This window comes from Aeromonas sp. 30P (genome assembly GCF_051919805.1).
GTDB lineage: Bacteria > Pseudomonadota > Gammaproteobacteria > Enterobacterales > Aeromonadaceae > Aeromonas > Aeromonas veronii.
Window position 1 is genome coordinate 1133345 of sequence record NZ_JBQBEA010000001.1, and the last position, 25762, is coordinate 1159106.

21 protein-coding genes and 2 pseudogenes are annotated in these 25762 nt (G+C 60.1%); 14 read left to right on the plus strand and 9 right to left on the minus strand.

What is annotated here, in order from left to right; genetic code table 11:
* Positions 1-2: 2 nt before the first annotated feature.
* A complete protein-coding gene (locus ACTG2B_RS05415; RefSeq protein ID WP_041202288.1) occupies positions 3-548 on the minus strand; it encodes a hypothetical protein in 546 nt (181 codons plus the stop codon).
* Between the two features lie 316 nt (positions 549-864).
* Here ACTG2B_RS05415 and ACTG2B_RS05420 point away from each other — a divergent pair, with 316 nt between their 5' ends.
* From ACTG2B_RS05420 to ACTG2B_RS05435, 4 genes are all read left to right on the plus strand, one after another.
* Positions 865-1629: a substrate-binding periplasmic protein gene (locus ACTG2B_RS05420; protein ID WP_005358825.1), complete on the plus strand. Its 765-nt coding sequence runs from the start codon at positions 865-867 to the stop codon at positions 1627-1629.
* A 92-nt stretch (positions 1630-1721) separates the two neighbouring features.
* Positions 1722-3206 (plus strand): L,D-transpeptidase family protein, encoded by a 1485-nt coding sequence (locus tag ACTG2B_RS05425; RefSeq protein ID WP_040066667.1) that lies wholly within the window; start codon positions 1722-1724, stop codon positions 3204-3206.
* Positions 3207-3370: 164 nt separating this feature from the next.
* Complete coding sequence (locus ACTG2B_RS05430; protein WP_439996910.1) at positions 3371-3916, plus strand: DUF882 domain-containing protein; 546 nt, start codon at positions 3371-3373, stop codon at positions 3914-3916.
* A 47-nt stretch (positions 3917-3963) separates the two neighbouring features.
* Positions 3964-4215, plus strand: coding sequence for a DUF3862 domain-containing protein (locus tag ACTG2B_RS05435; RefSeq protein ID WP_274160682.1), 252 nt, complete (start codon positions 3964-3966; stop codon positions 4213-4215).
* Positions 4216-4299: 84 nt separating this feature from the next.
* Here the strand turns inward: ACTG2B_RS05435 and ACTG2B_RS05440 are convergent, their stop codons facing one another.
* Positions 4300-4914: a trimeric intracellular cation channel family protein gene (locus tag ACTG2B_RS05440; RefSeq protein ID WP_005338456.1), complete on the minus strand. Its 615-nt coding sequence runs from the start codon at positions 4912-4914 to the stop codon at positions 4300-4302.
* 146 nt (positions 4915-5060) lie between these two features.
* On the minus strand, positions 5061-5825 hold the full coding sequence (gene cysZ / locus ACTG2B_RS05445) for a sulfate transporter CysZ (protein ID WP_005338455.1): 765 nt from the start codon (positions 5823-5825) through the stop codon (positions 5061-5063).
* A gap of 214 nt (positions 5826-6039) precedes the next feature.
* Between cysZ and ACTG2B_RS05450 the strand changes: the two are divergent.
* The 3 genes and pseudogenes from ACTG2B_RS05450 (at position 6040) to ligA (ending at position 12704) form a co-directional block, all read left to right on the plus strand.
* Positions 6040-9413 (plus strand): annotated as a pseudogene (locus ACTG2B_RS05450) (AAA family ATPase).
* A 15-nt stretch (positions 9414-9428) separates the two neighbouring features.
* A complete protein-coding gene (gene zipA, locus ACTG2B_RS05455; protein WP_040066671.1) occupies positions 9429-10598 on the plus strand; it encodes a cell division protein ZipA in 1170 nt (389 codons plus the stop codon).
* Between the two features lie 99 nt (positions 10599-10697).
* Positions 10698-12704, plus strand: a complete 2007-nt coding sequence (gene ligA, locus ACTG2B_RS05460) for an NAD-dependent DNA ligase LigA (protein ID WP_421264855.1) — start codon at positions 10698-10700, stop codon at positions 12702-12704.
* Between the two features lie 82 nt (positions 12705-12786).
* On the opposite strand, the gene ACTG2B_RS05465 is transcribed toward ligA, so the two are convergent.
* Complete coding sequence (locus ACTG2B_RS05465; RefSeq protein ID WP_021229152.1) at positions 12787-13761, minus strand: ABC transporter substrate-binding protein; 975 nt, start codon at positions 13759-13761, stop codon at positions 12787-12789.
* A gap of 445 nt (positions 13762-14206) precedes the next feature.
* Here ACTG2B_RS05465 and nrdD point away from each other — a divergent pair, with 445 nt between their 5' ends.
* From nrdD to ACTG2B_RS05485, 4 genes are all read left to right on the plus strand, one after another.
* Positions 14207-16324: an anaerobic ribonucleoside-triphosphate reductase gene (nrdD, locus tag ACTG2B_RS05470; protein ID WP_040066676.1), complete on the plus strand. Its 2118-nt coding sequence runs from the start codon at positions 14207-14209 to the stop codon at positions 16322-16324.
* 100 nt (positions 16325-16424) lie between these two features.
* Positions 16425-16934, plus strand: a complete 510-nt coding sequence (gene nrdG, locus ACTG2B_RS05475; protein ID WP_179903342.1) for an anaerobic ribonucleoside-triphosphate reductase-activating protein — start codon at positions 16425-16427, stop codon at positions 16932-16934.
* A 64-nt stretch (positions 16935-16998) separates the two neighbouring features.
* Positions 16999-17169, plus strand: coding sequence for a YqaE/Pmp3 family membrane protein (locus ACTG2B_RS05480; protein ID WP_005338440.1), 171 nt, complete (start codon positions 16999-17001; stop codon positions 17167-17169).
* Between the two features lie 176 nt (positions 17170-17345).
* Positions 17346-17738 carry a TonB family protein gene (locus tag ACTG2B_RS05485; RefSeq protein ID WP_179903343.1) on the plus strand — a complete coding sequence of 131 codons (393 nt, stop codon included), beginning with the start codon at positions 17346-17348 and terminating at the stop codon, positions 17736-17738.
* 56 nt (positions 17739-17794) lie between these two features.
* On the opposite strand, the gene ACTG2B_RS05490 is transcribed toward ACTG2B_RS05485, so the two are convergent.
* The 5 genes from ACTG2B_RS05490 to ACTG2B_RS05510 all read right to left on the minus strand — a co-directional run bounded on the left by ACTG2B_RS05490 (position 17795) and on the right by ACTG2B_RS05510 (position 21886).
* On the minus strand, positions 17795-18151 hold the full coding sequence (locus tag ACTG2B_RS05490) for an MliC family protein (RefSeq protein ID WP_005349873.1): 357 nt from the start codon (positions 18149-18151) through the stop codon (positions 17795-17797).
* A gap of 142 nt (positions 18152-18293) precedes the next feature.
* On the minus strand, positions 18294-19058 hold the full coding sequence (locus tag ACTG2B_RS05495) for a substrate-binding periplasmic protein (RefSeq protein ID WP_439995316.1): 765 nt from the start codon (positions 19056-19058) through the stop codon (positions 18294-18296).
* A 171-nt stretch (positions 19059-19229) separates the two neighbouring features.
* Positions 19230-20327: a DUF2955 domain-containing protein gene (locus tag ACTG2B_RS05500; RefSeq protein WP_201943296.1), complete on the minus strand. Its 1098-nt coding sequence runs from the start codon at positions 20325-20327 to the stop codon at positions 19230-19232.
* Complete coding sequence (locus ACTG2B_RS05505) at positions 20317-21372, minus strand: HlyD family secretion protein (RefSeq protein WP_040066685.1); 1056 nt, start codon at positions 21370-21372, stop codon at positions 20317-20319. Before ACTG2B_RS05505 ends, ACTG2B_RS05500 begins: the two co-directional genes overlap by 11 nt.
* A gap of 1 nt (position 21373) precedes the next feature.
* The gene (locus ACTG2B_RS05510; protein ID WP_005349886.1) at positions 21374-21886 is read right to left on the minus strand and encodes a MarR family transcriptional regulator; all 513 of its coding nucleotides are present in this window, start codon (positions 21884-21886) and stop codon (positions 21374-21376) included.
* Between the two features lie 298 nt (positions 21887-22184).
* Between ACTG2B_RS05510 and ACTG2B_RS05515 the strand changes: the two genes are divergently transcribed.
* From ACTG2B_RS05515 to ACTG2B_RS05525, 3 genes and pseudogenes are all read left to right on the plus strand, one after another.
* Positions 22185-22355 carry a hypothetical protein gene (locus tag ACTG2B_RS05515; RefSeq protein ID WP_162850512.1) on the plus strand — a complete coding sequence of 57 codons (171 nt, stop codon included), beginning with the start codon at positions 22185-22187 and terminating at the stop codon, positions 22353-22355.
* 518 nt (positions 22356-22873) lie between these two features.
* A complete protein-coding gene (locus ACTG2B_RS05520; protein ID WP_439995317.1) occupies positions 22874-24190 on the plus strand; it encodes a 2-hydroxycarboxylate transporter family protein in 1317 nt (438 codons plus the stop codon).
* Positions 24191-24213: 23 nt separating this feature from the next.
* Positions 24214-25762 (plus strand): annotated as a pseudogene (locus ACTG2B_RS05525) (NAD-dependent malic enzyme).

Genomic DNA, 25762 nt, shown 5'->3' on the forward strand with positions numbered 1-25762 from the left:
GATCACTGGGCTACGGTCAAACGTACCGACTGCACATTGATGGGAGTTGGTGCCGAGAGCGCCAGAAAATTGGGGCGCTTGGGATCTGCCGTGAGCGAGTCACCGGGCAGACTGAGGCGGATTTCGTTGATACCCGCTTTGGCCAGTTTCACCGTGGTGGTGAAGTCGTGACCCAGCGCCACTTTCAACAGGGCTCCGGCTTCCGGGCTGTTGATGCGGGCCTGTACGGTAAGCTGATCCGGATTGGCCGCCTGCTTGGGCAGCACAAAGTAGAGACCGCCCTGACCGCTGAGCAGGGTACCTTCGTCGCTCGGCTTCTTGGCCCAGCCTTCGCTGGAGAGGAAGCGGCTTGGCTTGGTCAGATTGAGCTCGTTACCCGGCTGATAGGTCATGCTGGAGTTGTGTTCCCAGAAGCGGGTCTTGCCTTCCAGATAATAGAGTTTGTAGGCCAGGCTCACGTTGGGGTGAGCAGCCAGATAGAGGGTGTAAAGATAAAAACCGCTTAACGCCAGAATGGCAGTCAAAAAACCGAACTTTTTGTACGTCATATCACTCTCTATGCCTGACAGAATGGGTAGGCCGATGTCGCGCATATGCTAATCCAATTGCAAAAAAAGCATAGTGGATCACAAAAAAATATTTGGTCACATATTAACCCCTTTTTACCCCTGTTCCAAACGTTGCTGTTTCCCGGTTAAACAGGCCTGGCGGGGCACAGGTTGCCAGCGGCGCTCCGGCAGGGCATTTGGCAAATAGAGGCGCTTTGCTGCGTCATTTTCTAGCGGATGCGATAGTCATCTGGCCTCTATCGCCATTTTGTTGGGGGCGAATTATGATGACTCACCTATTCGTCAAGGATGACATATGAAGTGGATCTCTTGCTGTCTGTTGCTTGGATTATGGGCGCCAATGGCATTGGCCAGGGCCCTGTGTCCCGAGCCTATTCAGGTCGGTTACGATAACTGGCCACCCTACCATTATTACGAAGCCGACTCACCGCAAGAGGTGCGCGGTTATGCCGCCGAGGTGCTGACGGCTGTGCTCACTTCCATGCACTGCAAGGTCAACTATGTGGAGCTGCCCTGGAAGCGGGTACTGCACGAGATGGAGCATGGCGAGATAGACATGGCGATGGAGGCGAATATCAATGATGAGCGCGCCCGTTATGCCTGGTTTTCCGACTCCTACAACCCGGGGCGCACCTTGCTGTGGATCCGCAAGGGCAGCCACTATCCCGAGCAGGATCTGGCGAGCTGGCTGGCCAGTGGTTACTCCCTCGGTGTCACCAAAGAGTACTTCTATGGTGATGAAGTGATGTCGCTGCTCGCTCGCTATGCCAAACAGGTGAGTGCGGTGAGCGACCAGCAAAATTTTGAGAAGCTGGCCCGCGGGCGGATCGACGGTTTCCTCGGTGACATGCTGGCTACTCCCAGCGCCCTTAACAAGGAGGGGATGAGCGGTCTGTTCACCAGTCACACCATGGTGGTATCTGAATCGCCGAGCTTCTTTATGTTGGGCAAGCGCAGCTTTTCGCCGCAGTTCTTGCAACAATTCAATCAGGCGTTGGCGCGGTTCAAGGAGACAGATGCGTATGACATTATCTGGCAGCGTTATGCCCCCGGGCGCTAGCAAAGTATTGGCCGTTCACGCATCATGAGCGGCCTGAGCATCGGGTCTGCTTGTCAGGCCTGACAGAGTGAACAAACCGTTTTGAGGTACCCATGGGGATGAAGTATTGGCTGGCCCTTGCCAATCTGGTGTGGCTGGGATGTTTGCCCGCTGGCGCGGTACATGCGACCGAAGCACAAGTTGTGGTGGCGGCCAGTGAAACCGGACACGACTGGTATCAGGGCAGTCAGGCTGAACAGGCCCGTGTCGAGCTGGAGCAGCAGTTGCAAGAGGCTGTGCTTGCCCAGCTGCATCCCGATTTTTTCACGCTGTGGAAGCGTCTGCAGGCCACCCCTGCAGACAAGCGTGGTGCCATCTATGACGACATTTTTGCCAAGCTGAGTCGTTTCCAGCACGCCTGGCGGGGGATGGATCTGGTCTCTCGCGAGCAGATGAAGACCCTCAAGCTCGATTTGAACCGCCCTGTGGTGACCCAACCCAGCGATGATGACCTGCTCACCCAGGTGAAATCCCTGCGCCCCCAGGTGGCGGAATACGAGGCGGTGCGAGCCAAAGTGCACAAACTGCTGGCGATGCCGATGGCCAGCAAGTGGCCGACCCTCGATATGCCGACCCTGCGTGCCGGAGAGAGCTCCGCCGAGCTCGGCCAGATCCGCGCCATGCTCAACGAGCTGGGCGACAGCGCCCCGAGCCATGGTGATCAGATTTACGATGGTGATACCGAGCAGGCCATCAAACAGTTCCAGCGTCGTCACGGTCTCACCGCGGACGGCATTATCGGTCGTCAGACCCGCTCCTGGCTCAATACCGGCCCGCAAGTGCGCGCCAGCCTGCTGCTGCGCAACCTGTGGCGTCGTGATCTGGTGGATCAGCTCGCCGGTGGCCGCTACGTGCTGGTCAATATTCCCGACTACCGTCTGAGCGTGGTGGAGTCCGGCAACGAGGTGTTTACCAGCCGGGTCATCGTCGGCAAGGAGCAGCGGGCCACCCCCATTCTGGCCAGCGAAATTCGCTCCATCGTGCTCAACCCCTCCTGGCATGTGCCGCGCTCCATCCTGAGCAAGGATATCCTGCCCAAGCTGGGTCGCGATCCCGCCTATCTGAGTCGCGAGCAGTTCGAGGTGATCGACAGCGAGGGCAATCCGGTCCAGTTCACCGAAGAGGGGTGGCATCAGGCGCTGGCCGCCGGTTTCCCCTATCGCCTGCGGCAAAAGCCGGGGGATCACAATGCCCTGGGGCGCTACAAGTTCTACCTGCCCAACAATGACGCCATCTATCTGCACTCCACCCCGCGCAAGGCGCTGTTCGAACAGGGGGCGCGCGCCTTCAGTTCGGGCTGCATCCGGGTGGAACATGCGGACGATCTGGCCGAGCTGTTGCTGGCGGACTCCCGCTATCAGCCGGACAAGGTGGCCAATATCCTCAAGGAGAGCCAGACCAAATGGTTGCCGCTCACCACGCCCATTCCGGTCTTTACCGTCTACTGGAGCAGCTGGATCGACGAAAATGGTCGCCAGCAACTGCGCAACGACATCTACGGATTTGATCGGGTCAGCTTCCAGAGCCGCCTGCTGTGATCCCTGCCACAGAGTGAAAAGCCCGGCCTGTGCCGGGCTTTTCTGTGGGCGATTGAGGTTTGACAGGCCCCCCCGCCGGAGGGTAGTTTCAAGCGCCTGTATGACATTCACTCAGTGAGCTTATTCACCTATTTTCGCTTGAATCTGCGATGGACGAACCCCTTATGCTGGAACAAGAGATAAGTCGACGTCGCCTGTTGCTGGGAGCCGGTTGCCTGTTGTGCAGCTCGCTGATCTCCTTCCCTGCACTGGCAAGCCGCAGTACCACCGGGCGTGAACTCAGTTTCTTCAATCTCAATACCGGCGAGCGGGTGCGCGCCAGCTATTGGGAGAACGGCCACTATCTGAGCGACGGGTTGGCCGAGCTCAACCACATCTTCCGCGATTACCGGCGCAATGAAGTGTTCAACATCGACAAGAAGCTGTTTGATCAGCTGTTCCTGTTGCAGCACAAGCTGGGTCGGCGCAGCGAAATTCAGCTGATCTCCGGCTATCGCGCTCCGGCCACCAATCGCCAGAAGCGTCACAAGAGCCGCGGCGTGGCCAAGCACAGCTACCACACCCTGGGGCAGGCGGTGGATGTGCGGATCCCCGGCGTACAGCTGGCCCATCTGCGCAAGGCGGCGCTCCAGCTCAAGGTGGGTGGGGTTGGTTACTATCCCCGTGATAACTTCGTTCACCTCGATACTGGCCCGGTGCGCAGCTGGTAAAGGGGTTGGCAAACTGCCAAGCTCTTCCCACCAGAGAGGAGATAGCGATGAAAAAGATAGTGATTGGCGGTCTGATAGCCATGTTGTTGACCGGTTGCAGCAAGCTCAACCGTGAAAATTACGACCAGTTGAAGATGGGGATGAGTTACGCCGAGGCCAGCACCATTCTGGGCAAGGCGGAGCGTTGTGATGATGCCTTGGGCACTACCAGCTGCCTCTGGGGCGGGGAAGGGAAGAACATCAAGGTCCGCTTTATCGCCGACAAGGCGACCTTCTTCAGCTCGGAAGGGATTAACTGAGTCGTAGAACGTCCAGAAAAAAGCGCCGCTCGGGCGCTTTTTTGTTGCTCGCAATCCAACCCGCCTCGCCAGAAGCTGGCGTACTCAGTGGGTCGCGTACTGGTAGTTGAAGGTGGGCAGACCCCACTTGAAGCGTACCGCCAGCAGCCGCAGTACAAAGCCGATCCCGATGGAACCGAACGCGGCCCAGTTGGTCGGCAAGCCCTGATCCAGCGCCAGACAGTAGAGGGCTGCGGTGATCAGCGAAATGGCTGCATAGAGCTCGCGACGAAATACCAGTGGAATGCGCTGGCAGAGCAGATCCCGCAGCACCCCGCCAAAGACCCCGGTCACTACCGCCATGATGCAGGCAATACCGGCGCCGTGGCCCATATCCAGCGCTCGGGCCGCACCGAAGATGGAGAAGACCACCAGTCCCAGGGCATCAAGGGCCATGAACAGCTTGCCGAGATAGCGCATCAGGGGGGCGGAGACCACACCCGCCATCGCGGCTGCGGCAACCAGCAGCACGTATTCCGGATGCTCAATCCAGAGCAGCGGATAGTGGCCCAGCAGCACATCGCGGATGGTGCCACCACCGATGGCCGTCGCCGAGGCGATGATCACCACACCAAACAGATCCATCCGTCGCCGACCCGCGGCCAGCGCGCCGGTCATCCCTTCGGCCACCAGGCCCACCAAGAAGAGTGCATGTAACATGAGATATCCCAGGGAACGAGAAAGGCCAGAATCCTACCAACTCGTGTCATATGGGACAAGCTATCGAATGCATGCATTAATTTAATTCATGCTAAATGCGAAAAAGGCACCGTTTCGGGTGCCTTTTTCTAATCAATGTTCAAGGGTTAGCGCCCCAGCTGCTCCTGCCGGTAGTGATCGACCCACATGGCGGTGGCACCACAGATGGCAACTGGCATCACGAAGAGGTTCACCACCGGAATGGCGGAGAAGAGGGTCACCAAAGCGCCGAAGCTCAGACACTTGCCACGGCGTTGCTTCAAGGCGTCACGCATGGTGATAAAGTCGATCTTGTGGTTGTCGAACGGATAATCCACATACTGGATCGCCATCATCCAGGCGCTGAACAGGAACCAGAGCACAGGCGCCAGGGTCTGGCCCACCACCGGGATCAGGAACAGGATCAGGCAGCCGATGGCCTTGGGCAGATAATACTTCAGCTTGGTCCATTCGCGGCCGAAGGTGCGTGGCACATCCTTGACGATATCCAGCATGCCGCTGTCATTGGCGGGCTGGCCGGTGAGGATCTGCTCCACCTTCTCCGCCAGCAAACCGTTGAAGGGAGCGGCTACCCAGTTGGCAACTGAGCTGAAAATAAAGGAGAAGACCACCAGGATAGTGATGAGGGCGATGGGCCACAGCAGGTAGTCCAGCCAGTCGAGCCAGGCGGGGATCTGCTGATGGAGCCATGCGAACAGGCCGTCCAGTTGCAGCAGCAGGGCATAGAAGGCCCCGGCAAACAGCACGAAGTTGACCAGCAGGGGGATCAGCACAAAGGTGCGGATGCCCGGTTGGCGAATAAGGGAAAACCCGCGCAGGAAATAGTCTGCACCGCTGATTGAATCTTTGACCATATGGGGTGATTGGCTCATGTGAGCTCCATCTATGCATGGGAGAACTGCCAGCATATTACAAACAAGCCTTTGATTTGGTAAAGTCGCCGACTATTCCTTATTTCGTGCCGTGGCGACTGAAAATCGGGCATTGAATGGGGATGATGCCTGCATATTACAAACAAAGCCGGGTCTGGATTTGGTAAAGTCACCTGCCCGCATCCTCTTTATTTAGCCACTGATACAGGTCGCCATGCGTCTGAAACTGATCAAACTCGCCGGCTTCAAGTCGTTCGTCGAGCCGACCCGCATCGAACTGTCGGCAGACATGACCGCCGTGGTGGGCCCCAATGGCTGTGGCAAATCCAACGTCATCGACGCGGTGCGCTGGGTGCTGGGGGAGAGTTCCGCTCGCCATCTGCGCGGTGAGAACATGACCGATGTCATCTTCAACGGCTCTATCAATCGCAGTGCGCACGGGCGCGCCTCGGTCGAGCTGGTGTTCGACAATCCCCACAACCGGGTGCCCGGCGAGTTTGGCCGCTTTACCGAGATCTCGGTGCGCCGCGAAGTGCTGCGCGACGGCTCCAACCACTATCAGATCAACGGCCAGAAGTGCCGCCGCAAGGATGTGACCGACCTCTTCCTCGGCACCGGCCTTGGCCCCCGCAGCTACGCCATCATCGAGCAGGGCACTGTCAGCCGACTGGTGGAGTCGCGTCCGGCCGATCTCAAGCTCTTTATGGAAGAGGCCGCCGGGGTTTCCCGCTACAAGGAGCGGCGCCGCGAGACCGAGCAGCGCATTCGCCACACTCAGGAGAACCTGGAGCGCCTCGGCGATATTCGCGGCGAGCTGGGTTCGCGCCTTGACCACCTCAAAGCCCAGGCCGAAACGGCCGAACGCTACAAACAGCTCAAGAGTCGTTCGCGCGCCGCTCGTGCCGAGCTGATTGGCTCCGAATTGTGGGCGCTGGAGACGCGCCTTGGCGAGGCCAAAACAGAGCTGGCGCAGGCCGAGCAGGCGCTGGCGGCGCTCGATGCCAAGCGCACCGCCGATGAGGGGCGCCACGTCACCCTGTCGGTCGCCAGACAAGAGGCGCAAGCCGAGCAGGCGAGCCGTCAGCAACAGATTTTTCTCGGCGGGCAGGCCATCGCCCGTCTCGAGCAACAGCAACTGCACCAGAGTGAACTGGGGCGCGACTGGCAGGCCCGTGCAGAGGCGCTCGGCGAGCGGATCGCCACTCGCAAGGCGCAGCTGGTCAGCCAGCAGGATCAACTGACCGAAGGGGTATTGCGCGCCGAGCAGGAGAGCGCCCGGCTGGAGCAGTGTGAGCAGTTGCTCACTGAGCAGCAGGAGGCCCGCCAGCACGCCAGCGAGCGGCTGGAGCAGGCCCGCTTGCGCCAGCAGCAGTGGCAGCAACAGTTGGCCGGGTTGCAGGGGCAGCTCAACCAGACCCGTACCCGGTTGGGTGGTCTGCAGGAGCTGCAGGCCAAGACCCGGCTGGCCCGCCTCAAGCTGGAAGATGAACGCGCCGGCCCCCTCGGCACAGAGGCCGACGATCTGCAACCGGCCCTCGATGCCCTGAGTGGTGAGCTGGAGCTGATGCGGGCGGCCAATGGTGAGCTGACCGAGCAGCTGGCGCAGGCGGTCGACGCCCATGAACAACTCAAGCAGCAGCATGGCCAGCAGTTGAGCCTGCAGCGGGAGCTGGAGGCGCGGCTGGCGACGCTGGATCAGATCCTCGGCGAGCAGATGGAGGGGGCGACCCTGGCGGATCGACTGCAGGTTGCCCCCGAGTGGGCACAGGCACTCGACAAGGTGCTGGGTCGCTGGCTTACCGCAACGCCGGCGGACGAGTGCAATCTGGCGCAAGAGGGACTCTGGATTGGCCCGGCACAACCGGCGGTTGCCGGTACGCTGGCGGCGCAACTGGGTGGTGAGCATATTCCTGCCTTCCTCAACGCCATCTGGCTGGTGGAGAGCCGGGAGGCCGCATTGGCCCGCCAGCCAAGCCTTGCGACCGGTGAGTCGGTACTGACTCCTGCTGGCGACTGGCTGGGGCCAAACTGGGCAGATCTGGGGCAAGGCGCGGCGCTCGGCACCATGGCACTGCTCGGTGAGCGTGAGCGGTTGCATACCGAGCAGGAGAGGGTTGCCGCGGGGTTGGTACAGCTAAGCGAGCAACTTGTTGCTGCTGATGCCCGGCGCGCCCAGCTTGCCAGCGCGCAGGAGTTGTCGCAGCGAACCTTGCGCGAGCAAGAGCAGAAATGGCAACAACTGCGCGAAGCCTGGAGCCTGCAACAGGGTCAGCGGCAGGAGCGGTTGCAGCGGCTCGGTCAGCTCGGTGAAGAGCTGATCCGGCTCGATCAGGAGCAGGCCGAAGAGGCAGAGCGGCTGGCCAGCGCCCGTGAACAACTGGAACTCGATGAGGCGCGCCTTGCCGAGTTGCAGGAGCAGGCGGAGCCGCTGACGCAAGGGTTGCAGCTCGCTCAGGAGCAGCTGACCCGCTGCGAGCGGGCGGTCGACGAGGCCCGTGTGCGTCGCGAGCAGCAACAAGCGACCAGCCAGCGTTTGCAACTGGAGTTGGGCAATCTGCGTCAACTCATTACCTTGGGTGAAGAGGAGTTGGCAAGGCTCGGGCTGGAGCTGGCCGGGCTGAAAGGGCCGGATAGCGAAGCAATACCGGATCTGGCGCCCCTGCTGGCCGAGCAGCGCAATCTGGAGGCGCAGCAGCTCGCCTGCCATCAACGGCTTGCGGAGCTGGAGCGCCAGCTCGGTGAGCTGGAACAGGCCAGAAGTGCCGATCACAAGCAGCTGGTGACGTTGCAAGAGAAGCTGGCAACCCTGCGCCTTGAGCGCGAACGCAACCTCACCCGTCGACAAGGGCTGCACGAGCAGTTCGAAGAGTTGGGGGTTCGACTGGTAGATCTCGATCAGGCGGTGCTGATCGCCGCTGATCGCAGCAAGTTGCGGCAGGAGATCCAGACCCTGGAGGCGCAAGTGGAGGCGCTCGGCGCCATCAACTTGGCGGCGCTGGAGGAGTACGAAGAGGCGAAAACCCGGGCAACCTATCTTGAAAATCAGTGCCAGGATCTCGAGCAAGCGCTGGAAACCTTGAGCCAAGCCATTAAAAGAATTGATAAAGAGACACAAATACGGTTCCGGGACACTTTCGATAAGGTCAACGAAGATTTAAAATCCCTGTTTCCAAAAGTGTTCGGTGGGGGCAGTGCCTGGCTTGAGCTTACCTCCGATGATCTTTTGGAGGCCGGAGTGAGCATCATGGCGAGACCTCCGGGTAAGAAGAATGCTACCATTGCCCTGCTTTCCGGGGGGAGAAGGCGTTAACCGCGCTTGCGCTGGTTTTTGCCATCTTCAGACTCAACCCAGCACCTTTTTGTCTGCTGGATGAGGTGGATGCACCGCTCGATGAAGTGAACGTCGGTCGCTTCTGTTCTCTTGTCAAAGAGATGTCGAGCACAGTACAGTTCGTTTACATCAGTCATAATAAGGTCTCCATGGAGATGGCTGAGCAGCTGGTTGGCGTCACGATGCAAGAGCCCGGGGTTTCTCGCATTGTGTCGGTCGATATCGGTGAAGCCGTCGCTTTGGCTGAGCAAAACTAGAAAGAGAAGCAGCTAATGCAGGAATTGCGTTACATCTTGGTTGCCCTGGGCGGTATTGCTATTGCGGCATTGCTCATTCACGGGTTGTGGAGCAACAAAAAGAATCGTCAGGCACCGATCAAAGAGAAACCGATTGGACGGATGGACTCCAAGTCGCGGGATCGTGATAACGACGCCTTCGACAGCGATGGCATCGGCCAGGTACGTGTGGTCAGTGGTGGCCGTCGTGCCGAGCCCAAGCTGCGCAGTGAAGAGAGCCGCCAGCCGGAACTCGGTCGTCGCCCTGCCGTCCCCGCCTTTGATGATGAAGATGACGAGGACGATCTGCCGCCGCCCGTAGTGCGCAAGCCTGCTGCCCGCCCGGTTCCGCCGCCTCCTGTCTATGAAGAGGAGGAAGCGTTCGACGAACCGCTGCCCGAGGAGATCGACGAGGCGCCCGCCGCGCCGGTGCGCAAACCTGCTCAGGTCAATCGTCGTACCCCGGTCTACCGTTCCCGTCCCCAGCGCGAGCCCATGATGCAGTCGCTGGACGACGAGCCGCTGGTCGAGCCCGCTTACGCGACCGCCCCGACTTTTGGTGCCCGTGCAGAGACAGTCCGTACCGCTGACACTGTTCGTGCCGAACCGGTGCGTGCTCCCGAGCCGGAATATCAGCCGCAGCCCCGTCATGTGGCTCCCGAGCCTGTTTATGAAGAGCCGGCCTATGTGGCACCTGCACCTGTGGTTGAAGAGCCGCGCATGGCGCCCCAGCCGGTCGAGAAGATCTGGCAGGATGTCTATGTCATCAACCTGATGGGCCGTCCTGGTCACGACTTGCAAGGTGCGACCCTGCTCTCATCCCTGATGGCGCTGGGCTTCAAGTTTGGCGAGATGGATATTTTCCACCGTCACGAAGATCCCAACGGTAAGGGTGAAGTGCTCTTCTCCATGATCAACATGGTCAAGCCGGGTACCTTTAACCCGTACCGGATGGAGCAGTTCACCACACCGGGTGTCTCCCTGTTCATGCAACTGCCGCTGCGCAGCAATGCCGCGTTTGCCTTCGAGGATATGTTGCAGGCTGCCGATCAGTTGGCCAGCGATCTCGATGCCATGCTGACAGATATGGATCGCAGCCCGCTGAGCGACGAGACCATTGCCCGTTACCGTCACGAGCTGGCTGCCTACGAGGCCAGTCGCGACTAATACGCCATGCGGGTCGAGTGAAGAAAAAGTGCGGTACCCTGGTACCGCATTTTTGTTTCTACCCCGGCCGTATGTTCAATCACACTTCGAGACTTTTTCATGAGCGACACCCTCTCCCGCCACCGTCAATTGTGTGAACTGCTTACCGAATATGGTCACCAGTACTATGTGCTGGATAACCCCACAGTGCCGGATGCCGAATACGATCGCCTGATGCGCGAGTTGATTGCGCTGGAGGCCGAGCATCCCGAGCTGAAAACCCCGGCTTCCCCGAGCGTGCGGGTCGGCGGTCAGCCGCTGACCGCCTTCAAACAGGTGCGCCACGAAATCCCTATGCTGAGTCTGGACAACGTCTTTAGCAGCGAAGAGTTGCAGGCGTTCGAACAGCGCATGAGCGATCGCCTCAAGCGTGACGTGCTTTTCAACTTCTGCTGCGAGCCCAAGCTCGACGGCTTGGCGGTGAGCCTGCTCTATGTGGATGGTCAGCTGGTGCAGGCGGCCACCCGGGGCGATGGCGCCACCGGTGAGGAGATCACCGAGAACGTGCGTACCATCAAGGCCATTCCGCTCGCATTGCGGGGCTCTGGCTGGCCCGATCGGCTGGAGGTGCGTGGCGAAGTCTTTATGCCCAAGGCCGGTTTTGAGGCGATGAACGCCAAGGCACTGGCAGCGGGCGAGAAGGTGTTCGTCAACCCGCGCAACGCCGCAGCAGGCAGCCTGCGCCAGCTTGACTCGCGCATCACCGCCAGCCGTCCCCTGAGCTTTTACGCTTACGGTGTCGGTGTTGGCGGCGAGCTGCTCGGTGACTCTCACTTTGGTCGCCTCAATCAGCTCAAGGAGTGGGGGCTGCCGCTCAGTCCAGAGGTGAAGCTCAAAGAGGGGGCCGCCGGTTGTCAGGCGTTCCACGACGACATTCTGGCCCGCCGTGGCGAGCTCCCTTATGAGATCGACGGCGTGGTCTACAAGGTGGATGCCATCGCTCTGCAAGAGGAGCTGGGCTTTGTGGCCCGCGCGCCGCGCTGGGCGACCGCCCACAAGTTCCCGGCGCAGGAAGAGATGACAGAGCTTGAGAACGTCGAGTTTCAGGTCGGCCGCACCGGCGCCGTGACCCCGGTGGCCAAGCTTAAACCGGTGTTTGTCGGCGGCGTGACCGTCTCCAACGCCACCTTGCACAACGCCGACGAGATCGAGCGCCTTGGCGTGATGATTGGCGATACGGTGATCGTGCGCCGGGCAGGGGATGTGATCCCGCAGATCGTCGCCGTGGTGGAGGCGCAGCGCCCAAGCGACGCCCGCGCGATCCTCTTCCCGACCGAGTGTCCGGTGTGTGGTTCGGCAGTAGAGCGGCTGGAAGGAGAGGCAGTTGCCCGCTGCTCCGGTGGCCTGTTCTGCGAGGCGCAGCGCAAGGAGGCGATCAAGCACTTCGCCGCCCGTCGCGCCATGGATGTGGATGGCCTTGGCGACAAGATTGTCGAGCAGCTGGTAGACAAGGGGCTGGTGAAGACTCCCGCCGATCTGTTTAGCCTCAACGCCATCCAGCTGGCCGGTCTTGAGCGGATGGGGCAAAAATCGGCCCTCAATCTGGTAGCCGCCATCGATGCTGCGCGCAGTACCACCCTGCCGCGCTTCCTGTTTGCTCTGGGGATCCGCGAAGTGGGGGAGGCGACTGCGCTCAACCTTGCCAACCACTTCTTCACCCTGGATGCCCTGCGCGCTGCATCGGTGGAGCAACTGCTCGAAGTGGCCGACGTGGGCGAGGTGGTGGCCAAGCATGTCTACTACTTCCTGCGTCAGCCCCACAACGTGGAGGTGCTGGAAGCCTTGCTGGCTGCCGGCATCCACTGGCCGGCTATCGAGAAGAAAGAGGCCGCGGAGCAACCCTTTGCCGGCAAGACCTTCGTGCTGACCGGGACCCTGACCACCTTGTCGCGCAACGACGCCAAGGCGGCATTGCAGGCGCTGGGGGCCAAGGTGGCGGGTTCGGTATCTGCCAAGACCGATGTGCTGGTCGCGGGGGAAGCGGCCGGTTCCAAGCTGACCAAGGCGCAGGAGCTCGGCATTACCATCTGGACTGAAGAGGAGCTGCAACAGGCGTTGCAGGGCTGATAGCCCTCACCAAGCCTGCTAACCGCAGCACCCGATAAAAGAGAACCCGGCATGGCCGGGTTCTCTTTTTTTGTTTCGGCGGTTACTCACGCCAGAGGATCTTGTGGCGCCATTTGTCAGGCACTGTGAGCTGCCAGCGGGCCAGCTCGCTCTTGCTGAAGACATATTCGCCGCGCAGGGCCGCGCGCGGGGAGATGGTACGGGGCAGGGTGCCCGCCAGTATGGTGTTGATGAGGCTGGCTGCCTGTATCCCCTGATCGTGGCCGTCCAGCACCAGCCCACCGATGGCCATCCCCTTGCCGACGGTAAACTCCCAGAAACAGAAGAGCGGCACCGGCGTGTTGGCGCTGGTCCACTCCAGCACCGTCTTTTCGCTTACATGCTTGCCATTGTCATCGACCAGCGTGTGGTAGAGGCCGAGGAAGATCGCCTGATAGCCGTTTTTCTTGGCGTTGAGCACTGCCTCCTGCCATAGGCTGTAATCCCCCATCAGCTGGCTGTTGATCCGGGTCTGACCGACCCGCAGCTCGGTCTGGGTCTTGAATTCATCCTCAATGGCAGTGAGGGCCACATTGCTGGAATCAAACAATACCAGCGCCTTGTCGAGCCCCCCCATCATCTGGCTTATTTCGCTGATGTTGCGCTTGAGCAGGGGGCGCTCCAGCACGCCGGTGATCTTGGGGTGGCCGACAAAGCCTTTGAGGCGCGGATTCTCGTTCATGCCGAGAAATACCACCGGGGTGCCCAGCGAGGCGATCTCGTTGGCCAGATAGTTGATGGCGTTGTCATCCCCCAGTACTACCAGATCCGGTTTGTTCTTCAGATAAAAGGCGATGGCTTGCTGGGCGATCTCGTCAAACTTCTCCCGTGGATGGCGTTTGGTATCCATATAGAAGTGGGTGATCTTGTGCTCCCCCTGCAAGCCATCGAGCAGCCCTTTGTTGTAGCTTTGGTCCCACAGGTATTCGGGATGGTAGCTGCTGATCACCAGAATGTTGGCGGCCCAGAGCGGCAGAGAGAGGGTGGATAGCAGTAGCAATAGCAGGGAGGTGCGCATGGGTTGTCCCTTGTCGAGGGGGAGAGAGTTCTTGTTCAGTATGGGCGGTTTTGGTTGACGCTGTCATCTCGAAACCTGTGCGGCGGGGGGCGATTTTTTTTCGGGTGGGTGGATCGGACGCCAGCCCGCACCCCGCTTGAGGTTGGATTTGAATGGAGCTCTTTTTGGTTGGTCGTGAACTGTCCCGCTCGCTGAAAAACCTGTTCTGGATCAAGAAATGAGGCTGCGCTTTGGTGCCTAATAGACACCACATATAGGGACGCATTCGTTTTTAATCCCTATATGTTGTGTTATTAAGCTGTGTATAAGCTGTTCCTCTCCTATCTTCAGCCCAGGCTTGTCAAGCCTCGGCTGAATTTATTTGCGTCCAGGACGAGATGCCGGGAGGGGGGCCCAACAAGGGTGAGCCAGAGGCAAATGCCTGGCCTTTTAACGGGGAAAATTCATGAAACCGGTTGTGATCAAACGTGACGGATGTCGCGCACCATTCAATGCCCAGCTGATTGCAGAGGCGGTCAGCCGTGCGGCGGAAGCGGTCAATCAGGCCAATCCGGCACTCGCCTCCCGCATTGCCAATGCCGTGAGTCAGGAGCTGGAAGGGCGTGGTGAAGTTGATATTCACGAGATCCAGAACCGGGTCGAAAACCACCTGATGGCTTCCGACGACAAGGCCATCGCCCGTGCCTATATCGAATATCGCCACGACAGGGATCAGGCTCGCGAGGCGCGCGGCCGTCTGGCGCAGGAGATCCGCGGTCTGGTCGAGCAGACCAACGCAGCCCTGCTCAACGAGAATGCCAACAAAGACTCCAAGGTGATCCCGACCCAGCGCGACCTGCTGGCCGGTATTGTCGCCAAGCACTATGCCACCAGCCACATGCTGCCCCGTGATGTGGTTCAGGCTCATGAGAGCGGTGATCTGCACTTCCACGATCTCGACTACTCGCCTTTCTTCCCGATGTTCAACTGCATGTTGATCGATCTGAAAGGGATGCTGACCCACGGCTTCAAGATGGGCAATGCGGAGATCGATACCCCGAAATCCATCAGCACCGCCACTGCCGTGACCGCCCAGATCATCGCCCAGGTGGCGAGCCACATCTATGGCGGCACCACCATCAACCGCATCGACGAAGTGCTGGCCCCCTATGTGACCATCAGCTGGCAGAAGCACCGTGAAGTGGCCGAAGAGTGGGGCATTGCCGATGTGGAAGCCTACGCCATGGCTCGCACCGAGAAAGAGTGCTACGATGCCTTCCAGTCGCTGGAGTACGAGGTCAACACCCTGCACACCGCCAACGGTCAGACCCCGTTTGTCACCTTTGGCTTTGGCTTGGGGGACAGCTGGGAGTCGCGGATGATCCAGCGCGCCATCCTCAGCAACCGTATCGCTGGCCTTGGCAAGAACAAGAAGACCGCCGTGTTCCCGAAACTGGTGTTCGCCATCAAGGATGGCCTCAACCACAAGCAGGGCGATCCCAACTACGACATCAAGCAGCTGGCGCTGGAGTGTGCCTCCAAGCGGATGTATCCGGACATCCTCAACTACGACCAGGTCGTGAAAGTGACCGGCTCCTTCAAGACCCCCATGGGTTGCCGCTCCTTCCTCGGTGCCTACGAGGAGAATGGCGAGCTGATCCACGAAGGTCGCAACAACCTGGGGGTGGTGAGCCTCAACCTGCCGCGCATTGCGCTGAAATCCCGTGACGAAGCGGACTTCTGGGATCGTCTCGATGCCTCCCTGCGGGTCGCCAAGAAGGCGCTGATGTACCGCATCACCCGTCTGGACGGGGTGAAAGCACGGGTTGCTCCGATCCTCTATATGGAAGGGGCTTGCGGCGTGCGGCTGAAGGCGGACGACAACGTCAGCGAGATCTTCAAGAACGGTCGTGCCTCCATTTCCCTCGGTTATATCGGGGTTCACGAGACCATCAACGCCCTGTTTGGTGACAAGGTGCACCTGTTTGACAGCGCCGAGCTGCAACAGAAGGCTATCGCCATCATCGCCCGCCTCAAGGCGGCCATCGATGAGTGGAAAGAGGAGACTGGCTACGGTTTCAGCCTCTACTCCACCCCGAGCGAGAACCTCTGCACCCGTTTCTGCCGCATCGATGCCAAAGAGTTTGGCGTGGTATCCGGCGTGACGGACAAGGGTTACTACACCAACAGCTTCCACCTCGATGTGGAGAAGCAGGTCAACCCGTACGACAAGCTGGACTTTGAGGCGCCCTATCCGCCCATCGCCAGTGGCGGTTTCATCTGCTACGGCGAGTACCCCAACATCCAGCACAACCTGGAAGCGCTGGAAAACGTCTGGGACTACAGCTATGACAAGGTGCCCTATTACGGTACCAACACCCCCATCGACGAGTGCTACGACTGCGGCTTTACCGGCGAGTTCGAGTGCACCTCCAAGGGCTTTACCTGCCCGCGCTGCGGCAACCACGACCCGGCCAAGGTGTCGGTGACCCGCCGTGTCTGCGGCTACCTCGGCAGCCCGGATGCGCGCCCCTTCAATGCGGGCAAGCAGGAAGAGGTGAAGCGCCGCGTCAAACATATGTAAGCGCACAGGCGATGAAGAGCTGGCCCCTGACTCAAGGGGCCATTTTCATTGGAGGGCGGCAACCATGCCGCCTTCCCGTGAACGAGGCAGGAAACAAGCGATGCACTACCACCAATACTACCCGGTCGATGTGATTAACGGCCCCGGCACCCGAGCCACCCTGTTTGTCTCCGGCTGCGAGCATCAGTGCCCGGGTTGCTACAACCAGAGCACTTGGCGACTCGATGGCGGCAAGCCATTCGATGAGGCGATGAGCGATCGCGTCATTAGCGACCTCAACGACAGCCGGATCAAACGGCGAGGTCTGTCGCTCTCCGGCGGCGATCCGCTCCACCCGGCCAACGTGCCCCACGTGCTGGCGCTGGTGAAACGGGTGCGCGCCGAGTGTCCGGGCAAGGATATCTGGTGCTGGACCGGTTATCTGCTTGGCGAACTGTCAGAGGCCCAGCGCGAGCTGGTGGCCTTGCTGGATGTGCTGGTGGATGGCAAGTTTGAAAAGGAGTTGGCAGACCCGGGCCTGCTCTGGCGTGGCAGCAGCAATCAGCAGATCCACGACCTCAACGCCTGGCGTGATGCGGGTGAGCGAATTCCCTGTCTGGTTTGCAGTTGAAGTCCGGGATGTTTATGGTTAGCCCATTCCAATCCTGACGACATTTTTGAAAAGGAGAGCCGAGATGAACAATCTGCTCAAGATCCTGCTGGCCATTTTCCTGCCCCCTGTGTGCGCGTTTATCCAGGTGGGCTTTAGCCTGCACTTTTTAATCAACATCGTGCTGACCCTGATGGGCGGTCTGCCGGGCATGGTGCATGCGCTCTGGTTGGTGGTGAGCGACAAGCGCGGCTGATGCCAGCGTATGGTTAGTGAGCTTATTGACGATAAAAGGGCCAACCTCTCGGGGTTGGCCCTTTTGTTAATGTTCATACGAATACTTTTTCGTTAGGATGGGTGACTGACCAAGCGGGCCGCGTTGAGCGCCCTGCAGTCCGGCAACAAGCACCGGCAACGAACAAGGAGCGTTACATGAAGTGGAAAGTCGCAGTATGGTCAGGTCTGGCAGTGACACTGTTGCTGGGGTGCTCATCCCGTCAGGAGGTGGCGCACGAGCGCGCTCCGATCGCTATCCCACTCGAGCAGTTGTCCAGCTACTGGGTTCAGGAGAAGCAGTGGTCATGGCTTGGCAATGACGAGCCAGCCCTGCCGACCAAACCGGTCAAGGGGTATGTGGAAGTTCGCTATCAAATCGACGCCAGCGGCACGCCGGTCAAGCCGGAAGTGGTGGCGGCCGAGCCCCCCGGCGAGCTGGAACAGAGCGCGCTGGCGACCCTCTCGCGGATCCGCTACAGCCCGGCAGAGGGCAACCCGGATGCCATTCCGGTCGAGGTGACCAACCGTTTCGAAATCGAGATCAATTGATCCCCCACCACTCTGATGCCAGAGAAAGAGAGACCCCGGCCAGGCCGGGGTCACGTTTATTGCTGTTTGCAGTCGTTGTAGGCGGTCTGCCACTCGCCATCCTGATCCCGAAGCTCGACAAAGCCCTCATCCCCCTTGTTCCACCAAACGGCCTCATGTTCGTCCGTATAGCGGGCGCCGGAGGCCGAGACGGCTTGGGGCAGGGTGTAATCCTTGCCGTCCGGCAGTGACAGCTTGATAAAGTTGAGGCTCTCGTCAGAGAGGGAGAAGTAGCGCACCTGCACCTTCTTGCCCTGCTCGCACTGGTAACTGACCGGTTCGCCACCAGTGACGGAGAGGGTATTGCCCTGATTGCAGCCAGCGAGCAGGCCGAGGGCCAGCGCACCAGCGGCCATCATATGTACCTTATTCATGATTACAGCTCCATTGGTGTCATACGGGCGTGAGCCTAACAGGTTGCCGTTATTGTGCAATCAGCGGGGCCATTCGGTGCGTCGCTAGCTGTCCGGCCTACGGCGCGAGTATGAGGGGGCGCTATCAGGAAGGCATCGTCAATCAGTAGAGGCCAAGTCTGGTTTCAAACTGGCGGATCAGCGTCTCATAGATGCCGTTGTTCTTGATCTTCTGCAGCCCTTGTTCGAACTGCTTGGCCAGCGCTTCCCCTTGAGGTGTGTTGCGGGAGAAGGCGAGCCAGAAGCCATCAGTGGAGAGCTTGCCAACCTTGACCACCTTGCCGGTCAGCTGCTTCTGCTGGATCTTGAGGTAGCCCGGCATGCCGTTCATCAGGATGTAGTCAACCCGGCCGCGCACCAGCATCTCGAGGATCTGGGCATCGGATTTGGCCTGAAAGCGGGTGATTCTGGGGTTCTCCATAAAATCGGTAGGGTAGGTGTAGCCGAGGGTGATGCCCACCCGCTTGCCCTCCAGCGAGGTGAGCTTGAGATCCCGTTGCGGCTCGCTGGCAAGGGCGAAGATGGCAAGATCCTCCTCGAACATGGGGGTATCGTGCCAGTGGTACTGGTAGCGGTTCTCTTCGGTGATGGTAGCGTTGAAGCACCCCGCAAGTTTGCCGCTTTTCGCATCGTGCATGCAGCGGGCGAAGGGGAGGGTGCGAAAGACAATCTCGATCCCTTCGGCGGCGAACACCGCCTTGACCAACTCAGGCGCCAGTCCGCGTGGCTGGTCATCCTCATTGTCCTTGTCGCGCTCGCAGTAGGGAGCCCAGTCATCTTCGGCACCAATGACAAGCGGGGTGGCCCCGAGCGGGCTGGTAGCCAACAGCATCAGACAAACCAGCCATTTTTTTAGCAACGCGACCATAGGTACACCTCATCGACAGCAGCCTTACAAGCATAGCCGTACTTCTGCGCTGAGCTGTGGCGGCGGGGGGATGACAAGGGAGGAACACGAGGGAGAGAAAAAACGCCCCGGCAGGCGACGGGGCGAAAGAGAGCTCATCCATGGGCTGACAACAGTGCTTACAACAGGAAATCAATAACCGAAGCGGGTCGCCTCGAAGCGATTGAGCAGCCGATGGACGAGGTAGCAGGCCAGCAGGGTGACCACGATGGCAAACAGTATGCTGCTCACCCGGTAGAGGGCGCTGAACACCAGATCGTTGCCCGGAGTGAGGTACTGGCCAAACAGGATGCCGAGGGTAGTGAGGGCGCCAAAGCCGACCCCGGAGCCGCCTGCCTCCTTGACGTGGGCATGGCTGAACAACATGGCGCCGAGCCACAGCAGTGGAGCGACCAGCAGCAGTTGCCCTGACCAGTCATAGAGCAGCAGCTGGCCGAGCAAGCCGAAGGTGACACCCAGCAAGGTGCCCATCGCCCGTTTGCGGGCATAACTCAGCGCACCGTTCCAATGCATGGGGAACAGCACCAGCAGGGTTGTGGCCTGGGCAGACATGGAGTCGCGCAGGTCAAACACCTGAAATACCAGAAACGACAGGGTGGCCACCGTGGCACCCAGCAGGGCTTCATGGCGCATCCGGTGCGGCGCCTTGGGGGCCGAGGTGGGCTTGGGTCTGGCCTCCACATCCGGGATCAGCATGGTCATCAGATAGGCGATCAGCACCGACAGCACGCTCGCCCAGATATTGTTGAGGATCAGGTCGTTGAGGTCGGTCTGCGGATAGCTGGCAAAGTGCAGCATGATGCTGAGGCTCAGTACCCCGTTGGCCCCGAACAGAAACAGGCTGCCCCGCGACATGGCGGCGAAGCGGTAGAGAAACAGCAGAAAGGCGATGGGGGTCATCAGCGCCGGATGGCTGCCAAACAGTCCCCCCAGCAGCCCGACCTCCACCCCACAGACCACCGCAGCCGCGATCAGCTGGCGTGCGGCATGGCCATTCATCACCGGCACCATTCCCAGCAGCAGCACCGGCGTGACCGTATAGAAGACCCCGTAATTCCAGCCAAACAGCTTGCAGAGCAGAAAGCCCGTGGTGCAACCAAAGGCGATGCGCAGGCACTGGCGCAGCTCGTTGCCGGTGAGGGGCCGATACCAGAGGTGAGTGGCAGCACCACCGACGGGGTGGGCTGGGGCAGTATTGGCCGACGGGTGAGTGGCGTGGTTAGTAGACATAATGGAGCAGGCTGAGCAGGTGGATCTGGCCCCGTGCCAGCATGGCAGTCAGGGCATTGTCCGGCAGCAGTTGCACCGTGGCCCGCGCCCCGGCTGGCAGATGGTCGGGGAGCTGCTCCAGCTCGAGGTGCAGCCGCATCCGCTGGGCATCCCGTACCCAGCGATCAGACTCCACCGGCGCGGCCAGTCGACCATTGGCATCAAACTGACCGGCGCTCACTCCGGCATCCAGACTGCTTACCCGGGCAGGATAGAGCTGACCCGGCTCGCCATCGAAGGCGACCAGTGCGCGGGTTTGCTCGCCGACATGGCGCAGGCTCTTCTCCCGAAAATCGGCTATGACATCGACCTGTTCCGACACCAGCGCTAGCAGCGGGCTGCCCGCGCTGGCGATACTGCCCGGCTTGAGCTGCAAGTTGGTGATGGTGCCATCCTGATCCGCGTGGACCTGGCTGTAAGAGAGGGCCAGTTGCGCTTGCGCCAGCTTGTTGCGGGCCTGGCGCAGCAACAGATTATCCTCACCGGTCACGCCACGACTGGCCTTGATCTGGGCCAGTTTGGCCTGACTGGCGCGCAGGTTGGCCTGGGCGCTGCGCAGGGCGCTGTCAGCCTCATCTTTTTGTTGCAGCGAAACCATGTGACGTTGGTACAGCGCATCGATCCGCTCAGCCTCGCGCCACTTCTGGCTGGCCAGGGTCTCCTTGGCGTTGATCTCGGCAACGGCGGCGGTCAGGGCGGCATCCAGTTCACTGTTCTGCTGCTCTGCCTGCGCCAGCGCAAGGCGGGCCTGCTCCACTGCCAGTTCAAAAGGGGCCGGATCCAGCCTGAACAGCAGATCCCCCTTCTTGACCTGCTGGTTGTTGTGAACGGCGACCTCGATCACCTTGCCGCTCACCTGGGGGGCCAGCTTGGTGACCACCCGGGTCGCCATCGCCTGAGGGGTGAGGGGCATCAGCAGGTCGGCTATCAGAAAATAGGCAAACAGGGTGGCAAAGCCAGCCATGGACCATTTGATCCAGCGGGTAAATTGTTGATCCGGGGTCATCTTATTCTCTCTCTGTGTCGGTCTCGGGAGGACTTGTATCGCCTCCGGCTTGTCGGTCGTGGTGTTGTTCAATTTTGCTGAGGGCGTTGGCCGAGATCCGTTGCACAGTGGCTTCAAACAGCTGCAGGGTCTGCTCGTCGATGCCCCCCAGCAGCTCCCGGCGGATATTCATGATGCGGTCGGCGATCTGATCGAGCAGGGTCTGGCCAGCCGGGGTCACGCAGACGATGCGGGCCCGTTTGTCCTGACTGCAGCAGTGGCGCTCAATCAGTCCCTGCTCTTCCAGCTGGCCCAGGGTGCGCATCAGGGAGGGCAGTTCTATTTCGAGGGCTTCGGCCAGGGTCTTCTGGCTGACATGGTTTCCCATGCGGGAGAGTTTCCACAGCGCGGTCCAGCGGGGATGGGTGAGGCCAAGGGGGGCCAGCTCCAGATCGGCGGCAGTACGCCATAGCCGGTGCATCCGCGCTATCTGCTCGGCGAGCGACAGCTCGCGCAACCTTTCCAGATCCGTCATCTTCTCATCCTCAATGTACTTAGCCTGCTAAGTATCATACTTGTTTAGCAGGCTAAGTAAATAGTGTGATGCGGATCATGTTTCTGGTCGGATCTTTCGCTGGTGCGAGTTGGCAGCATTCGAGCCCCTGATATTATTCTCGGGGCTGATCCACTCGAGGCTCTCTTGCCGATTCGGATATTGCGCCGTGAATGGAGGATATCCGGTGGTTATTTTCATGAAATTTTCAGCTTCAGTGAGCAGCTCTTTTTTTATCCGCTAATATTGATGGGGTTATAAAACAAGGGGGAAACGGGTTGTGGATGGATATGACAGTGGATGTGTATATCTGGCAATTGAAGCGCTGTTGAGTGATGGAGAATATGGTGCAGAGTTACACCATGGCGTGAATCGGGAAGGCGCTATCAGAAGTACCGATATCAGTCATGATTTTGACCCCGCCAATATTCCATTGCTGTTGGCAGAATAGACCTGACCGTGTGTGATCCTTGTGAGTTCAAGCCAGTGCTCTGGTAATCGCTGGCTTGACTCATCACTATTTCAATCCCCCCCTTTTTGCATCTTGCTTCTTACCATTCTTCATCGTGCGTGCTTCCTGCTCGCCGACTCAAACCCTGATGTGGCACGCCGTGGCACTCGCGTTATGGCGATGACATTGCCTGCTGATTATCACTCACAGGAGCTGTGGCGATAAATGGTCGCAGAGCTTGTCATCTGGCTCTGTTATTTCCCCGAAGGGGGGAGATCATTGCATCGTTATTACTGCTGATCACCCAAATATCCGCCATTGGGCTCGCTCGTTTTATCGCCCTATTTCCTGACTTGGTAGGGTATCGGATGTCTGGTGTTCTATTGTGCTGCGCTCGTTGGCGGCACCATGATGTTTAAGTTTTTAATGTTTTTATATGGCTTTGCAGTCTGGCTAACCGACAGAGGCGAGGGGGATCAATAAAGTAGCGGTCACAATCACACGCAGAGTACATAACAATGAAAAACCTCTCACCCCTACAAACCACACAAGAAAAGGCCGCCTTGATGGGCGGCCAACAAATTGCCGGTATGCCGCTCTTTATATTTCTGGGGTTGGCGACCTGCGTTCTCTTTTCCGGCTGGAACGGCTCGTTGCCGCTGGGCATGGTCGGTGCGCTGGCGCTGATGTTTGTGCTGGGCACCCTGCTGACCGAGCTGGGGGAGCGGATCATGCCGATCCGCGAATACCTGGGGGGTGGCACCATCCTCGCCATCTTTGGCGGCGCCGCCCTGTTCGAATACCAGCTGCTGCCGGTGCAGGCGGGGCAGGTCATTACCAACTTCATGAAGGAGGGAGGCTTTCTCAACTTCTTTATCGCCAGTCTGGTGACTGGCTCCGTGTTTGGCATGAGCGGCGCTTTGCTGAAAAATGCCGCCATGCGCTATCTGCCGGTCATTCTTGGCGGCGTAGCGCTGGCATTGCTGAGCGTGGGGCTGGTCGGCTCCTTGATGGGGTATGGCTTCAAGAATGCGGTGTTGCTGATCGGCCTGCCGATCATGGGCGGTGGCATGGGCGCCGGTGCGGTGCCTCTGGTGGAGATCCTCTCCGGCCCGATGCAGATGTCCAGTGCGGATCTCTTGTCACGCATGGTACCGGCGGTGGTGATCGCCAATACCCTGGCCATTCTGGTGGGCTCCCTGCTGGCGCGGCTCGGTCGCCGTTACCCCTCCCTGACCGGCAACGGCAAGCTGATGGTCAAAGAGAATAGCCATAGCATTGCTGACGAGCAGGCCGAAGCGCCGACCCTGCAGAGTCTGGGCATGGGCCTTTTCATCAGTTCCAGCATGTTTGTGCTGGGCTCCCTGCTTGGCAACTTTATCCCCATGCACCCCTTCGCCCTGATGATTTTGGCTGTCGCCTTTATCAAGGTGAGCGGCCTGCTGCCGCGCCGTTATGAGCAGGCGGCGGCCGACTGGTATCAGTTTGTGGTGAGCAACCTCACTCCCTCCCTGCTGGTGGGGATCGGCGTCGCCTATACCAGTATTCCGGAGCTGATCAGCGCTTTTTCCATCAGCTACTTCGTGCTGGTCATGGTCACCGTGATCGGTGGCGCCCTCGGCGCGGCACTGGTGGGCCGGATGATCGGTTTCTATCCCATCGAGGCGGCCATCACCGGCGGGCTCTGTATGGCCAACATGGGCGGCACCGGCGACGTAGCCGTGCTCTCGGCGGCCCAGCGGATGCAGCTGATGCCCTTTGCCCAGATCTCCTCCCGTCTTGGCGGCGCCGTGATGCTGATCCTGGCTACTGCTCTGATCTCCCTGTTCGCCTGATACCGGATTGAGGAACAAACAAAATGAACGACATCATGATGCACCAGCCTGCCCTATGCAGAACGCAAGCGTCAGGGCGTGCGGGGGCGTATGCCCCACAAGGAGGAGTCCCTCTCCCAGCAGCGGCGCCGGATCTACCGGTTGGTCAGCGCCATGCAGAGTCCGTTTGACCAGCATCTGCTGCTGCGCCAGTTGCAGGAGGACAACCCGGTGCTGTTCTACGATCTGGTACGCCACCACCTGCCGGAGCTGCTGCCGATCATCTACACCCCAGTGGTGGGGGAGGCGTGTCAGCGCCACAGCGACCTCTATTTGCGCAGCCACGGGCTCTATCTCTCCTGGCATGACAGGGACGATCTTGACGACATCCTCGAGTCAGTGGAGCAGGAGGTGGACGTGATCGTCATCTCCGACGGCGAGCGGGTGCTGGGGCTTGGCGATCTCGGTATCGGCGGCATGGGGATCTGTATCGGCAAGCTGGCGCTCTACTCCGCTGCTGGCGGCATCAATCCGGCGCGCACCCTGCCGCTCTGTGTCGATGTAGGCACCAACAACCCCGAGCTGCTGGAGGATGACTCCTACCTCGGCTGGCAATCCCCGCGTATCGACGGCGAGAGCTACTACCACTTCATGGACAAGGTGGTCGCCGCCATTCGCAAGCGCTGGCCGCAGGTGGTGCTGCAGTTTGAAGACTTTGCAGGCAAGCATGCCGCCAACCTGCTGACCCGTTATCGGGACGAGCTCTGCATGTTCAACGACGATATTCAGGGCACGGCGGCGGTTGCCTCCGCCTGCATGCTGGCCGGGTTGCAGCAGGCGGGGACAGCCCTGTGCGATGCCCCGGTGCTGATCGTCGGCGCGGGCTCTGCCGGTTGCGGCATCGCCGCCATGCTGGCCCAGCTGGCGGGGAGTCACGACGGCGTCTGGCTGTTTGATCAGGACGGGGTGGTCTGCAGCGATCGTCCCAACCTGACTCGTGCCCAACAGCCATTTGCCCGTGCCGTGGAGGAGGGGAGCAGTTCGCTGCTGGAGACCATCCGTCAGGTGCGCCCGGCTGTGCTGATCGGGGTCAGCGGTCAGGGTGGCCTCTTTACTGGCGAGGTGCTAAAGGCGATGGGGGAGGTGTGCGAGCAGCCGGTGATCCTGCCGCTCTCCAACCCGACTCGCAGCGCCGAAGCAACACCCGAGCAGGTGTGGGCTGCCACAGATGGCCGCGCTTTGCTGGCCACCGGCAGCCCCTTTGCGCCGGTGACGGTGGCGGGGGAGTGGCGGGTGGTCTCCCAGTGCAACAACGTCTATGTCTTCCCGGGCATTGGCCTGGGGGCCTGCGCGGTCAAGGCGCGCCGCATCAGCGATGGCATGTTGCTCGCCGCGGTGCGGGCAGTCGGCGCCTATCCGCTGGTGGCGGGTCGGCTGCTACCCCCCATCGAGCAGGTGGGAGAGGTGGCCCGCTCCGTCGCCAGAGCGGTGGCGCTCTGCGCCCGCGAGGAAGGATTGGCCGATTTTGTCGGCGATCCGGCACCTTTGATTGACCAGACCTGGTGGCATCCGCACTATTGGGCAGCGTCCTGA